Genomic DNA, 14,499 nt, shown 5'->3' with positions numbered 1-14,499 from the left:
GTCAACGAAAAAATCAGGACAAAACGCATTCCCGATATGACAGGAGTCGCTTGATGCGGTCCGAACAACCGCGCGGTGCAGACGTACGCGCACTGTACGAGGAATTCCCCTATCCATTGCCGGTCGCCGACAGCGATCCGATCTACGACGTCGCCATGGGACTGGATCTCGTGATGGCGGATCTGGACGGGCTCGAGGTGCTCGATGCTGGCTGCGGCACCGGTCACCGACTGATCGGCCTGGCCTGCCAGTACCCGGAAACCCGTTTCCTCGGCGTCGACTTCAGCGAACACTCGCTCTCGGTGGCGCGCGGGCTGGCCGAGCGGAACGGCTGCGACAACGTGGAGTTCCGGCACGCCGAGATCGGCGGCGAGCTCCTGGGGCGCCAATTCGACCTCATCACCAGCACCGGGGTGATCCATCATCTGGAGAATCCGGCCGGTGGTGCGGAATGGCTGCAGCGTCACCTCAAGCCGGAGGGAATCGCCTATACCTGGTACTATCACCCGTACGGTGAATTCGACCGGCTCTTGAGCCGTGATCTGGTCCAGCTGCTCCTTCGGGATTCCGAGGACGACATCTCGGGCACGGTCCTCGGGGATCTGGGCCTGACGCTGTCGGTCGAGCAGTACGGCACCCGCACCTCCTTCTCCGATGTCTCGCAGGCCACCCGGCTCGCTGCCGACGTCGACGCGTATATCCACCCCATCGTCAACGCCTACCGGTTCCAGGAGGCTGCGGAGTTCTTCCGGGTCGGCAGCGACTGGGCCATCGTGCACGGCGTCAACTGGGACGGCGGCTCCGGCTCCGTCGATGCCGGGGACTGGACCGGTGGCGAGTTCGGCACCATCTCCGCAGCCGGCCTCTTCGAGAGCCCCCGGCTCCGAGCGGTCTTCGACCGGATGGACGCCTACGCCCAGCTCGACGCCGTCGAACTGAAACTCCGTCCGACCGGCTTCACCCTCGTGTCCGGCGGCGTGGCCGGCCTGGAACGGGTCACCGACCGCATCCGCCGCAACGCCGACTCGGCCAACCTCCTTCGTCCCAAGCCCAGGCAGGAAGACGCACGATGATCACCGCAGGTATCAAACTGACCCACAGCGGCGGACTCGCTCTGCTCGAGGACGACCGGCTGCTGTTCCACGTCGAGGTGCAGAAGCTCGCCAACAACCCGCGCTACAGCCCAGTCTCCGACCTCAGCCTGATACCCGAGATCCTCGCCGAGTACGGCTTCAAGGTCTCCGACGTCGACCGCTGGGCACTCGACGGCTGGGACGGCCGCGAGGCCGGCCGGCTCTCCGTGCTGGACAGCGGCAGCCCGCTGGAGCTGGCCGTCGCCCCGTACCGTGAGAACGACGCGATCCCCAGCCTGATCCGGCCCGGCCACATCGGCGAGATCCCGCTCGGCGGCCGGTCGGTCACGTACAACAGTTTCGTCCACGTCTCGAGCCACTTCGCGGCGGCGTACTGTTCCAGCCCCTTCGCGGCCCGGGGTGAGGACTCGTTCGTCCTGGTCTGGGACGGCGGGACCTTCCCGCGGCTCTACTTCGTCGACGCCGCGCGCGGCACCGTGGAGAACGGCGCCGAGGTCTTTCCGCTCATCGGCCATTCCTACGCCATGGCGGCCCAGTACTTCGGTCCGTGGGCGCGCAAGACCGCCGACCGCTCCAAGGTGGTGGACGACCTGTCCGTCGCCGGAAAGCTGATGGCCTACATCGCGCTCGGGCAGCCGAAGGACGCCGTCCAGGAGGCGCTCCGCGACGCCTTCCACCGCAACTTCGAGGCGCCGACCGAGGCCGTCGCCGAGTTCCGACGCAACGTCACCGGTTGCGGCAGCAACGGTGAGCCCTCGCACCGGTACGTGCACGGCTACCTCTCGGACGCCGCCGAGCGGATCGCCACGCTCGGCGTCTCCGACGAGGACGTCCTCGCCTCCATGCACCAGTTCATGGAGGAGCTGCTGGTGGAGCGCATCGTCGACAAGATCCGCCGCTGGAAGGGGGACGGCCCCTGGAACCTCGCCTTCGCCGGCGGCTGCGCACTGAACATCAAGTGGAACAGCGCCCTACGCGCCCACCCGCTCTTCAAGGACGTCTGGGTTCCCCCGTTCCCGGACGACTCCGGCTCGGCCATCGGCACCGCCTGCGCCGAGTACGCCTACGCCAAGGGGCTCTCCGCCGTCCAGTGGCATGCGCGCTCCGGCCCGTGGCTGGCCGCCACCGACGCGACGCCGGCCGGCTGGGCCTCGCGCGACTGCGCGGTCGAGGAGGTCGCCGAGCTGCTGCACGAGACCGGCAAGCCGCTCGTCTTCCTGAGCGGGAACGCCGAGCTCGGCCCGCGTGCGCTCGGCGCGCGCAGCATCCTCGCCCCCGCCACCGACACGGCGATGAAGGACGTGCTCAACGAGGTCAAGAAGCGGGAGTACTACCGCCCGGTGGCGCCGATCTGCCTGGTCGAGCACGCCGAGGAGATCTTCGATCCCGGCACTCCGGACCCGTACATGCTCTTCGACCACGATGTGCGTCCGGAGTGGGTCGACCGGGTGCCCGCCATCATGCACCTCGACGGCACCGCCCGCCTGCAGACCGTGAGCGTGGACGAGGACCCGGTCCTCACCGAATTGCTGCGGGCCTACCACCGGCTCAGCGGAGTACCGGTGCTCTGCAACACGAGCGCCAACCTGAACGGGTACGGCTTCTTCCCGGACGCCGCCTCGGCGATGAGCTGGGGCCGCACCGACTACGTCTGGGCCGACGGAACCCTCTACAGCAAGCTCTGACGGCATACCGGCCACCGACTCCGGAACCAACAGCTCAACCCAAGGATGGCAGGAACGATGCTCGCCGACGCCCCGCTGTCGTTCGCCCAGGAAGAGATCTGGCTGCGCCAGCAGATCGACCCTGCCGAACCGATCCACAGTCAGTCCGTCGCGTACCGGATCAAGGGCCGGCTCGATTCCTCAGCACTGGAGCAGGCCGCACGTCACCTGGTGGCTGGTCAGCCGGCGTTGCGCACAGCGGTCGTGCACCACGAGGACGCGCCCGTGCAGCGGGTGCTCGACGCGGTGCCGTTCGACCTACCGGTGCACGACCTGACGGAGGTACCGGCCGGGGAGCAGCGCGAACTCGCGGCGCAGGCGGTGCTGGCGTCGGAGGCCCGGCGGCCATTCGACCTGACGGCTGGGCCGCTGCTGCGCGGTCTGCTCCTGCGGCTCGGCGAGAGCGACTGGATCCTGCTGCTGACGTCCCACCGGATCCTCGTCGACGGACCGTCGTTGGCGTTGCTGGAGAAGGAGTTGGGGGCCGGGTACGGACTCGTGCTCGACGGCGCGACCGCCGGGGCGCGAACCGCACCGGCGGCGCATCTCGAGCACGCGAGGCGGCAGCGGGAGGCCACGGACTCCGGGCGGTCGGCGGACCAGCTGGCCACCCGGGCCGACTCGCTGGCCGACGCGCCGAACGCCTCCACCATCCGGGCGGACCTGGCGCGTCCGGTGCTGCCGCGGAACCTCGCCGCGCGGGCGCGGACCGTGCTCGGAGCCCCTCTCTCCAACCGCCTCGCCCGGGCCGCCGACAGCCTCGGCGTTTCGTCGGCGGCGTTCGCCCTGGCGGTGTTCACCCTGCTGGTCCACCGGCAGACCGGCCAGGCCGAGGTGGTGGTCGGCCTGCCGGCCGATCTGCGCGGTTCCGAATACCGGGATTCAGTGGGGCAGTTCACCAATCTCCTCCCCGTCCGCTCGGGCTACGACGGGCATCGGTCATTCGCCGAGCACCTGCGCGCCACGGTCGAGGCGCACCGGTTCGCCACGGAGCAGCGCGAGATCCCGTTCGAGCTTCTGCTGCGCCGACTGAACCTTCGCGGTGAGGCCGGCCAACGTCAGCTGGTCCAGCTGGAGTTCGACTTCCGGGCGGACCACGACCGGAGCGGGCTGGCACTGCCCGGCCTGACGGTGACTCCGTTGGAGACGACCCCGAGCCACACCAGCGCCGAACTCACCCTGACCATGGAAACGGCCGAGGACGGTGGCCTGCGCTGCACCGCCGACTACAGCGCCGAACTGTTCACCCCCGGTGCCGTCAACCAGCTGCTCGGCCACTTCGGCCGGCTCCTCGAACAAGTACTGGACGAGCCGGAGCGCCGCCTCGACTCCCTCACCCTGCTCACCAAGGAGGAGAGCGCCCAGCTGGACGCGTGGAACGCCACCGACGCGGCGTTCCCCGCGGACACCCTGTTGCACGAGCTGTTCGAGGAGCAGGCAGGGCGGACCCCCGACGCTGTCGCGGTGGTGCACGGCGAACGTTCGCTGAGCTACGCAGAGCTGGAGCGCAGGGCCAACCAGCTCGCCCGACTGATGATCGAGCGGGGCGTGGCCACCGACGACGCGGTCGCGGTCTGCATGGACCGCTCGCCGGAACTCGTCATCGCGTTGCTGGCCGTACTCAAGGCGGGAGCCGGCTACCTACCGCTGGACCCGGAGACCCCTCGGGCCCGGCTCGACCGGATCGTCACCGACGCGCGGGTGGCGGTCTGCCTGACGCTGCGGCACCAGAAGGACCGCTGTCCGTCCGTGGAGTCGCTGATCAGCCTGAACGAGCCGTGGCCGGCCGCGGAGCAGTCCGCCGAGCGGCCGGCGGTCCGCATCGCGCCCGAGAACCTGGTCTCCGTCTACTACACCTCCGGTTCCACCGGAAACCCCAAGGGCGTGGCCAGCACCCACCGTGGGTGGGTGAACCGGATGGTCTGGATGCAGCGGCAGCACGGTCTGGCCGCAGGCGAGACCGTGCTGCACAAAACCACCCTGACCTTCGACGACTCCGCACTCGAGCTTTTCTGGCCGCTGTCCGTCGGCGGGCGGATAGCCCTGATCGATCCGGAGCTGCACCGCGACCCCGAGGCCGTCCTGGCGGCCGCTGTCGCCTACCGGACGGTTCACCTGCAGACCGTCCCCAGCATGCTCGCGATGCTGCTCGACACCATTCGTCCCGAGCAGCGTGAAGGTCTCGGCGCGCTGCGCAGCACCGTCTCCAGCGGGGAGGCCCTGCCGCCCGACCTGGTGCGCCGCTTCCAGGAGTCGATGCCCGGTCGGCTCCACAACACCTGGGGCGCCACCGAGGTGTCCATCGACTCCACGGACCGCCTGTGCACCACCGTGGACGCGACCGGCAGTGGAGCGGTCAGTGTGGGCTCGCCGTTCGACAACAATCAGGTTCACGTGCTGGACCAGCGACTCGCCGAGCTGCCCGTCGACGTCGTGGGCGACCTCTACATCGGCGGGGTGGGCCTCGCCCGCGGCTACCTCGGCGACCCGGTGAAGACCGCCCAGGCCTTCGTCGCCAGCCCGTTCCGACCAGGCGAGCGCCTGTACCGGACCGGCGACCAGGGCTACCGCCAGGCGGACGGTTCGATCATCTTCGTCGGGCGCCAGGACCACCAGGTGAAGATCCGCGGGATGCGGGTCGAGCTGGGGGAGATCGAGTCGGTGCTGCGCAGCCACCCGGACGTGGGACAGGCTGTCGTCACCGTCCACCGGACTGACGGCGGCCACCAGCGCCTGGCCGCCTACGTCGCGCCGATGGAACGGGCGCGCCCCGCCGAGGAGAGCCTCCGCGAGCACCTGGCCCGCCTGCTGCCCTCGTACATGCGTCCCGCCGCCCTGCACGTGCTGGAGCGGCTGCCACTGAACGCCAACGGCAAGATCGACCGGCGCCGGCTGCCCGCTCCCCGGTTCGACGAAGACCGTTCCGCGGCCCGCGGAACGCCCCTGGACGGCGAGTTCGAACCGGTCCTCGCCTCGGTCTGGCAGGAGGTCCTGCAGACCGGTGCCGTGTGGGCGGACAGCAACTTCTTTGACATCGGCGGGCAGTCGCTGTCGGCCGCCCAGGTAGTGGGGAAGATCAGGCAGCGTTTCGCCATCGAGCTCCCGCTGCGCGAGCTGTTCACCACCCCGGTGCTACGCGGCTTCTCAGCGGTGGTGGAACGCCGGGTCCTGGATCGGGTCAGCAGCATGAGCGAGGAGGAGCTCCTCCGTCTTCTCCAGCAGGCAGGGGAGTGAAATGGCACGAGTGGACAACAGTGGTGCGTCCGAGGACGCCACCACCGCACTGACCGGGCGGATCGCCGGCGGGCCCAGCGAGCTGCTCCGCGAAGAGGTCCTCGACCCCCAGTTCCGGTACGAGGCCGAGCACCTGCTGCCGGGCTACGTCTCCATCGAGAAGGTGTTCGCGGCGGAGTACCTGCGGATGGGACTCATCACGCAGGCCGAGGCCGGACAGCTGGCCGCGGCGCTGGACACCGTGACGGCCGGGACGATCGCCGAGTGGCAGGCCGGCAGCATGTCGGACATCGCCTTCTGCCTCGAACGCCATGTCGAGCGGCAGTTGGGCGAGCCGGTCGTGCGTTGGCACGTGGACCGCAGCCGTAACGACCTCCAGGCCTGTGCGCAGTTGCTCTTCGGCCGGCGCCAACTGGTCCTGGTCGCACAGGAAGCCCTGGCGTTCGGAGCAGCAGCACACCGGCTCGCCGGCACGGCGACCGAGATGCCCATGCCCGGCTACACCCACTTCCAGGCCGCGCAGATCATCACGCCCGGCTTCTACTTCGCCGCGCTCTCCGAGCAGGTACTGCACAGCGTACGCCGCATGCTGGCCACCTACGAGGGCATCGACGCCTCGCCACTCGGGGCGGGCGCCATGGCAGGACAGGAACTGCACTGGGACCGCGACCGGATGGCGCACCTGCTCGGGTTCGCCCGGCCCCAGCCGCTGGCCCTGACCTCGGTCGCTTCCCGCGCCTGGAGTGCCGAGGCAACCGCCGAACTGAGTCTGCTCGGGGCAGCGTTGAGCCGGTTCTCGACCGACTTGCTGATGTGGAGCAGCAGCGAGTACGGCTTCGTCGACCTGCCCGACGAGCTGTCGGGCATCTCCTCGGCGATGCCGCAGAAGAAGAACTTCCCGATCCTGGAACGCATCCGCGGGCGCACGGCGCATCTCACCGCCTACCACTTGGACGTGATCCTGGGGCAGCGCAACACCCCGTTCACCAACCTCGTCGAGGTGTCGAAAGAAGCCGGCCGCCACGTGCTCACCGCCTTCACGGACAGCCGCAGCGTGCTGAGACTGTTCCGTACGGTCCTGGACGCGCTGGTGCTGCGGGCCGATCGGATGGCCGCGGCCTGTGAGCGCGAGTACTTCGGCGGCTTCAGTCTTGCCAACAGCCTCGCCCTGGAAGAACTGGTGCCGTGGCGCAAGGCCCAGGTGATCGCCGGCGGCTACATCGTCGCCGCCGCCAGGACCGGAGAGGCGCCCAGTGCGGTCGACCCCGAGCTGCTGGGCCGGATCGCCGCGGAACACGGCTACCGCCTGGCCGACCCAGGCAGGCTGCTGGCGGCGGCCTTCGACGTCGGCCAAGCGTTGGGCCGGATGGTCTCCACCGGCTCGACGGGGCCGTCCGCCGTACGGGAGGTGCTCGCCGCACAGGCTGAGGAGTACGCGCGTCTGACGACACGGTGGTCGCGGTACGAGGAGCTCGGATCCGCACGGTCGGCCGAACTGGACCGGCTGCTGACTGTCGGGAGCACGTCGTGACGGCCGACCACACCGGGCTGGGCCGGGCCTGCGGCACCTTCGGCGAGCTCGTCCAGGGAATCCTGCCGGACGACCGGGAGTTCCTGGTGACCTTTCCGATCAACACCGGGACCACTGTGCGTTTCCGCCGTACACCGGGCGTCCCGGAGATCCACGTCCGGCCGGCGCACAAGGTCAAGGCACGCACGCTCGCCCGGGCAACCCTTGACGCGCTCGGTATCCAGGACGGCGGCGTCCTGGAGATCTTCAGTGACCTGCCGGAGGGCAAGGGGCTGGCGAGTTCCTCGGCTGACCTGGTGGCCACCGCCCGGGCGGTGGCCGCGGCGGTCGGCGCCCCTCTGGACGAGTCCACGACCGAGGACCTCATGCGGGCCGTCGAACCTTCGGACGGGGTGATGTACGACGGCGTCGTGGCCTTCTACCACCGCGAGGTCCGGCTGCACAGCCACCTTGGCGCGCTCCCGCCGATCGCGGTCATCGCGCACGACGAGGGCGGCCAGGTCGACACCGTTCAGCACAATCGGCACGCGAAGCCCTTCGACCACGCGGACAAGCGGGAGTACGCCCGACTGCTCGCCGAGATAGGCGAGGCCATCGCCGTCGGTGACCTGCGCGCCGTGGGCCGGATCGCCACCCGCAGCGCGGAGATGCACGCGAAGCTGCGGGTGCGGCCCGGCTTCGCGACGCTGCGCCGAGCCTGCGAGGAGGTCGACGGCCTCGGGTTGGCGCTCGCCCACAGCGGCACCGTGCTCGGCATCATGCTCGCCGCCGACGACCCGGAACTCGCTGGCAAGGAGCGCCGGGTGCGCGAGACCTGCGCGCAACTCGGCGGGGAGATCACGCTGTATCACTCGTCGCCGGTCGCCGACCGGCTTGAAATCAGGGGTTGACATGCTGTTCGACAACGTCCGCGACGCTATCGGGCACACCCCGCTGGTACGTCTGGAGCTCGACGCCCCCGAAGGCGTCGAGGTCTACGCGAAGCTGGAGATGCAGAATCCCTTCGGCATGAAGGACCGCGTCGCGCGGAACATCATTCTCGGCGCCAAGCGGTCCGGCGAACTGCGCGACGGGGCTCCCATCGTCGAGAGCTCGTCCGGCACCATGGCCCTCGGCGTCGCACTGGTCGGCCGATCGCTCGGCCACGAGGTCCACATCGTCACCGACCCGCGGATCGACGCCATCACCCTGGCCAAGCTCCGCGCGCTCGGCTGTGAGGTCCACGTCGTCGGGGCGATGTCCTCCCAGGGCTGGCAGAGCGCCCGGCTGGAGCGGCTGGAGCGGCTCATGCGCGACCTCCCCGGAGCGTTCTGGCCGCAGCAGTACAGCAACCCGGACAACCCCGGCGCCTACCGCACCCTGGGTGACGAGCTCCTCACCGATCTGGGCTCCTTCGACGTGCTGATCGGTTCGGTGGGCAGCGGCGGTTCGCTCTGCGGCTCGGCCCGGCACCTGCGTGGCGCCCTGCCCGAGCTCCGCGTGGTCGGTGTCGACTGTGTCGGCAGCGCCCTCTTCGACCAGCCGGACGTGCCGGGGCGGCTGCAGAGCGGCCTGGGCAACAGCCTCATGCCGGAGAACCTGGACCGTCGCCTGATCGACGAGGTGCACTGGCTGAACGACCACGAGGCGTTCGCGGCAAGCCGCGCCCTCGCCCGTGAGCAGCAGATCTTCGCCGGCAACACTGCCGGGTCGGTCTACCGGGTGCTCTGCGCGGTCGCGGCCGAGAGCGCCCCGGGCACCCGCATCGTCGGAATCTTCCCGGACCGCGGGGACCGCTACGCCGACACGGTCTACAGCGACGAGCACTGGGCTCGGCACACGCTCACCGACCTGGCGCTGGCCGAGCAGCCGACCCGAGTGGCGTACGGGACACCCGTCAGCCGGTGGTCGCGGGCGGTGACCGACGGGGTCGACCTCGACGCCGGACACCTGCTCTTCGTCGAGTCCAACACCACTGGGACCGGGGTGGTCGCGCTGCGCACGACCAGGGACCTGAAGCTCCGCCCGGTCCTGGTGACCAGTGAGCCGAGCCGCTACGCCAGACTGGACGCGGTCGAGTGCGAGCTGCTGGTCTGCGACACCAACGATCCGGTGGCGCTCCGGGCAGCGATCCAGCGGCGCTTCCGCCGCGAGGAGATCGTCGGGGTCACCACCACGAGCGAGTTCTACGTTCCCGTCGTCGCCGACCTGGCCGACTGGCTGGGGCTCCCGGGCAACCCGGCCGAGGCCGTGCGCACGTGCCGGAACAAGGCCTCGCTGCGCACCCGGCTGGCCGAGGCGGGAGTGCGCCAGCCCCGTTTCGCTGCAGTGGCCTCAGCCACCGAGGTCGCCGACCGGGTCATCGAGATCGGCCTGCCCTGTGTGGTGAAGCCCGCTGACGACTCCGGTTCCAACGGCGTGCTGCTGTGCGAGAGCGTCGAGCAGGCGACCGAGCACGCCGCACGTCTGCTCGAGGTACGGGTTAACGACCGGGGACTGCCCACCAGCGGGCTGGTCCTGATCGAGGAGCACCTTGTAGGGCCAGAGTTCAGCGTCGAGCTGTTCAGCGGGCCCGGCGGGACCCACTGCGTCGGCGTCACCGCCAAGACAGTCACCGACGGGCCGTACTTCGTCGAGACCCGGCACGTCTTCCCGGCGCCGCTTCCGCCGGACAGCGCGCGGGAGATAGCCGAAACCGCCCGTCGCGCGGTGGAGGCGGCCGGCATCCGGCTCGGCGCCACCCACACCGAGATCCGGCTCACCGCCGACGGCGCCGCGATCGTCGAGGTCAACCCCCGGCTGGCCGGCGGGATGATCCCCGAGGTGATCCGCATCGCGACCGGCGTGGACCTCCTGGAGCAGCAACTGCGGGTGGCCACAGGTCTCGCCCCCGCCCTGGAGCCGGTCAGGTCCGGGTACGCGGGTATCCAGTTCCTGCTCGCCGACCGACCCGGCGTGCTGCACGCCGTCGAGGGTGTCGACGAGGCCGAGCAGGTCTCCGGGGTCGAGCGCGTCACGGTGACCGCACGTACCCGGGCGAGGGTCGGGTCAGCCCGCAACGCATACGGCCGACTCGGCTACGTCATCGCCGGGGGCGCCTGCCCGGAGCAGGTCGAGCAGACCCTGGCCACCGCACTGAACAAGATCCACCTGAACATCGAGGGGACCGCGTGATGATCGAACTGCGGAGCGACACATTCACCCTGCCGACGGCGCGGATGCGCGAGGCGATGCTCGGTGCACAGCTCGGCGACGACGTCTACGGCGAGGACCCGACCGTACGGGCGCTGGAGGAACGCGCCGCCGACCTGCTGGGCAAAGCGGCCGCCTGCCTGTTGCCGAGCGGCACGATGGCGAACCTGGCAGCGATCATGACGCACTGCCCACGCGGCTCGAAGATCCTGGTCGGCGCCGAGAGCGACATCTACGTCTACGAGGCGCACGGCGCCTCCGTCGTGGGTGGAATCGGCTACGAGCCGCTGCCCAATCAAGCGGACGGCCGGATCCTGCTCACCGACCTGGCGGCGGGCTTCCCGCCGGATCCGGAGGACCCACAGTTCGCCTTGCCCGGGCTGATCTGTCTGGAGAACACCCAGAACCGTTGCGGTGGCGTGGTCCTACCGTCGGAGTACCTCGCCGAGGTCCGGGCGTTCGCCGACGGCCACGGACTGCCGGTGCACATGGACGGCGCCCGGATCTTCAATGCCGCAGTTGCTGCGGGCACCCCGGTGAGTGAGATCACGCGCTACGCGGACTCAGTACAGTTCTGCCTCTCCAAGGGACTGTCGGCACCGATCGGTTCGATCGTGGCGGGCTCCGCCGAGTTCATCCGCGGGGTGCGCCGGGTGCGCAAGATGCTCGGCGGCGGCATGCGGCAGGCCGGCATCATCGCAGCGGCCGGGCTCGTCGCCCTGGAGGAGACGGACCGCCTCGCCGAGGACCACGCCAACGCCCGTCTGCTGGCGGAAGGTCTGGCCGGAGTCGCAGGGATCGAACTCGACCCGGCCGTGGTGCAGACCAACATCGTGATGTTCCGCGTGACCGACCCCCGGTTCAGCTGGGAGACCTTCGTCCGGGCAGCCAGTCGACACGGCCTGCGCGTCGGGGAACTCGGCCACGGCCGGATTCGCGCGGTCACCCACTCCGGGGTGAGCAAGGCGGATATCGATCGGGCGGTGGCCATCGTCCACCAGGTCCTCAGCGAGGGACCGTGACCACAGAGAACGTCGAGAACGAGTCGACGGCCGCGCTGCGCCGACAGTTGCTGGCCCGGCTGCTGGCCGGTGGCGCACCCGCCGCCGGCCCGGAACGCTCGCCCCGGCCGACCGAGCTACCGGCCTCCGCGGCCCAGCAACGCCTGTGGTTCCTGGACCAGTTGCACGGTGCCGACATCTCCTACAACGTGCCGTTCGCGATTCGGCTGACGGGAGCCTTCCCGGTGGCCACGCTGCACGGTGCGCTGCAGGACGCGGTGGACCGGCACGAGAGCCTTCGGACGGTGCTCGCTGCGGCCTCCGACGGGTCCGTGTGCCAGGAGGTATTGGAAGGCTGGAAGTTGAGCCTGCCGGTGATCCAAATCACCGCGAACGAGCTGACCGGCACACTCCGGGAGGCGGCAAGGCGTCCCTTCGTGCTGGCCGGTGAGCCGCTGTTGCGCGCCACGCTGTACCGGCTCGCCGATCACGAGCACGTGCTCTTCCTCAACCTCCACCACGCGATCACCGACGGCTGGTCCGAGCAACTGCTGTTCGACGAGTTGGCGGAGCTCTACGCCGCCCGGGCGGCTCAGCGGGCCGCCGACCTGCACGAAATCGGCAGCCAGTACGCGGACTTCGCGCTCCAGGAGTCCGAGCGCTCGAAGCAAGGCGGGTACGAGTCGGACCTGGCCTACTGGGAGCGTGAACTCGTCCAGCCACTGCCAGCATTCAGCTGGCCGGAGGAGGCGTGGCCGGAGGACTCCTGGGGAGAGCCGGCGTTCTCCCGGGATGGGGCAGCCCTGCGTTTCGACATCCCCCAGGCGCTCGCCGCCCGCCTGCGCGGGCTGGCGACGGAGTCCGGCGCGTCGGTGTTCATGGTGTTGCTGTCCGCGCTGGCCGTGCTCGTGCACCGCCAGGCCGGCCCGGACGAGGTGGTGGTGGGCGTCCCGGTCGCGAACCGGGAGGACGCCAAGTGGCACGGCACGTACGGCCTGTTCGTGAACACCGTCGCGGTCCGGGTGTCCCTCGCCGGATATCCCACGTTCCGTGAGGTGCTCGATCGCACCAGCCAGGCGGCGATGCAAGCGCTTGCCCATCAGGAGGCGCCGTTCGACCAAGTGGTGGCCCGGGTCGTGAAGAGTCGCAGTGGCGACACAAACCCGGTGTTCCAGATCGCGTGCGTACTGGCCGACCGTCCATGGCGACTCGAGCTGCCCGGAGTGGCAGCGGAGTTCCTGCAGCTGTCCACCGGCGCCGTGAAGTACGAGTTGAAGCTCTCCCTGGTCCGCGAGGAGCAGGGGATCACGGCCGAATTCGAATACAGCACCGGCCTGCTCTCGCCGGAGGCGGTGTCCTGGATGGCATCCGCCTATCTGAACATCCTGCACCAGCTCGTCGACAGCCCGAACCGGGCCGTCGAGGGGTTCGTGCTCGAGGAAGGAAGTCACTGATGGTCAACCCGCACAAGGTTCGTGTCCTGGACCCGAGCGAACACCGCACAGCGTACGACATGTTCTCGCGGGCGCTGCACCAGCCGCCCGTCGGGGACGCCTGGTGGGAGCACGGCCGGCACAGCTTTGAGCCGGGCCGGGTCTTCGGGATCGATGTGAACGGTGTGCTGGCCGGCACCGTCGCCACCCACTCCTCGGAACTCGCGGTTCCCGGCGGGAGGTCCGTACGGATGGCCACCGGTGAACGGGGCGGCGTGCGCACGGACTTCCGCCGACGTGGCATCCTGCGCGCCCTCATGATGGAGGGCTATCAGGACGCCCTGCGCCGGGGAGAGCCGGTCGTGGGCTACTACCCCTCGGAGGCCCTCATCTATCCGCGTTTCGGCGCGGGAGTGGCGACCCGCGCCCGGTCGATCGTGGTGGACGCGACCCGGGGCGCCTTCCACCCGGGCGCTCCGCTGGGCGGGTCGGTGCGGTTGGTCGAGCCTGACGAGGCGCTGGAGCTGGTCCCGGAGATCTACGAGCGGATCTGGCGGGGACGGCCGGGTGGCATCCGACGTCCGGCCGAGTGGATGGCCCGGGCCAAGGCGCGCCTTGCCACCTCGCACGGCACCTACTTTGCCGTGCACTCGGGTTCGGACGGCGACGACGGATACGTCCGATACCAGGCCTCCCTGGACTGGGGCTACGACCGTCCGGAACTACACGGCCGGCTCGACGTGGGCGACCTGCACGCCGCGACTCCCGAAGCGCTGGCGGGGTTGTGGCGGTTCGTCCTCGACATGGATCTGGTGACCGAGGTGCACGCCCGCGAGCGCGCCATGGACGAACCGCTGGAGTGGCTGCTCCTGGATCCGCGCGCCTGCCGGACCACAGTCGTCTCCGACGAGCTGTGGCTCCGGCTGCTGAACGTCGAGGAGGCGCTTGCCGCGCGAGGGTACGGAGACGCCGACCCCGTGGTCATCGAGGTCAAGGACCCGTTCCTGCCGCAGAACGACGGGCGCTACCGGGTTGCGGCGGACAACGTGGCTCGGGTCGACGACGCTCCGGATCTGATGATGCCGGTGACCGAACTCGCATCGCTCTACCTCGGTGGCTTCCGGCCGTCGGAACTGGCCAACGCCGGCCGGATAGTGGCGCTGAACGCCGGCGCCGTCGCGCGGGCCGACCTGCTGTTCGCCGGTTCCGCAGTGCCCTGGTGCGGCAGCCACTTCTGACCTGCCCCACGCCCCGAGAGGGTGTGCCCTTCGTCCCCGCCTGAGCTTGTGGCAGGCGGGGCGGGAGGGAGAC

General features: G+C 69.9%; 9 protein-coding genes. All 9 read left to right on the top strand.

All coding sequences use genetic code 11. The features are described from left to right. Nucleotides 1–53 precede the first annotated feature (53 nt). Genes OG403_RS27670 through OG403_RS27630 form a run of 9 tightly spaced genes read left to right on the top strand, consistent with a single transcriptional unit; the run spans nt 54 to nt 14,426 of the window. Nucleotides 54–1,073 (top strand): class I SAM-dependent methyltransferase, encoded by a 1,020-nt coding sequence (locus tag OG403_RS27670; protein ID WP_329568941.1) that lies wholly within the window; start codon nt 54–56, stop codon nt 1,071–1,073. Further along, entirely contained in the window at nt 1,070–2,779 is a 1,710-nt protein-coding gene (locus OG403_RS27665; RefSeq protein ID WP_329568937.1) for a carbamoyltransferase N-terminal domain-containing protein, read from the top strand. The genes OG403_RS27670 and OG403_RS27665 overlap by 4 nt, the downstream gene beginning before the upstream one ends. 57 nt (nt 2,780–2,836) lie before the next feature. Further along, nucleotides 2,837–6,052 carry a non-ribosomal peptide synthetase gene (locus OG403_RS27660; protein ID WP_329568935.1) on the top strand — a complete coding sequence of 1,072 codons (3,216 nt, stop codon included), beginning with the start codon at nt 2,837–2,839 and terminating at the stop codon, nt 6,050–6,052. Nucleotide 6,053: 1 nt separating this feature from the next. Further along, a complete protein-coding gene (locus tag OG403_RS27655) occupies nt 6,054–7,583 on the top strand; it encodes an argininosuccinate lyase (protein WP_329568933.1) in 1,530 nt (509 codons plus the stop codon). After that, on the top strand, nt 7,580–8,473 hold the full coding sequence (locus OG403_RS27650; protein WP_329568931.1) for a GHMP family kinase ATP-binding protein: 894 nt from the start codon (nt 7,580–7,582) through the stop codon (nt 8,471–8,473). Before OG403_RS27655 ends, OG403_RS27650 begins: the two co-directional genes overlap by 4 nt. A gap of 1 nt (nt 8,474) precedes the next feature. After that, nucleotides 8,475–10,736 (top strand): pyridoxal-phosphate dependent enzyme, encoded by a 2,262-nt coding sequence (locus OG403_RS27645; RefSeq protein ID WP_329568929.1) that lies wholly within the window; start codon nt 8,475–8,477, stop codon nt 10,734–10,736. Further along, complete coding sequence (gene ltaE, locus OG403_RS27640; RefSeq protein ID WP_329568927.1) at nt 10,736–11,776, top strand: low-specificity L-threonine aldolase; 1,041 nt, start codon at nt 10,736–10,738, stop codon at nt 11,774–11,776. The genes OG403_RS27645 and ltaE overlap by 1 nt, the downstream gene beginning before the upstream one ends. Continuing rightward, the gene (locus OG403_RS27635; protein WP_329568925.1) at nt 11,773–13,209 is read left to right on the top strand and encodes a condensation domain-containing protein; all 1,437 of its coding nucleotides are present in this window, start codon (nt 11,773–11,775) and stop codon (nt 13,207–13,209) included. Before ltaE ends, OG403_RS27635 begins: the two co-directional genes overlap by 4 nt. Beyond that, the gene (locus tag OG403_RS27630; RefSeq protein WP_329568923.1) at nt 13,209–14,426 is read left to right on the top strand and encodes a GNAT family N-acetyltransferase; all 1,218 of its coding nucleotides are present in this window, start codon (nt 13,209–13,211) and stop codon (nt 14,424–14,426) included. Before OG403_RS27635 ends, OG403_RS27630 begins: the two co-directional genes overlap by 1 nt. Nucleotides 14,427–14,499 lie beyond the last annotated feature (73 nt).

Source organism: Kitasatospora sp. NBC_01266 (assembly GCF_036242395.1).
Taxonomy (GTDB): Bacteria; Actinomycetota; Actinomycetes; order Streptomycetales; family Streptomycetaceae; genus Kitasatospora.
Note: the sequence above shows the minus strand (reverse complement) of the source record. Positions and strands in the feature narration are given on the sequence as shown.

Bases quoted from the DNA above. Each gene is read 5' to 3' on its own strand.
- OG403_RS27670 (WP_329568941.1), top strand. From the start codon at position 54: ATGCGGTCCGAACAACCGCGCGGTGCAGACGTACGCGCACTGTACGAG.
- OG403_RS27665 (WP_329568937.1), top strand. From the start codon at position 1,070: ATGATCACCGCAGGTATCAAACTGACCCACAGCGGCGGACTCGCTCTG.
- OG403_RS27660 (WP_329568935.1), top strand. From the start codon at position 2,837: ATGCTCGCCGACGCCCCGCTGTCGTTCGCCCAGGAAGAGATCTGGCTG.
- OG403_RS27655 (WP_329568933.1), top strand. From the start codon at position 6,054: ATGGCACGAGTGGACAACAGTGGTGCGTCCGAGGACGCCACCACCGCA.
- OG403_RS27645 (WP_329568929.1), top strand. From the start codon at position 8,475: ATGCTGTTCGACAACGTCCGCGACGCTATCGGGCACACCCCGCTGGTA.
- ltaE (WP_329568927.1), top strand. From the start codon at position 10,736: ATGATCGAACTGCGGAGCGACACATTCACCCTGCCGACGGCGCGGATG.
- OG403_RS27630 (WP_329568923.1), top strand. From the start codon at position 13,209: ATGGTCAACCCGCACAAGGTTCGTGTCCTGGACCCGAGCGAACACCGC.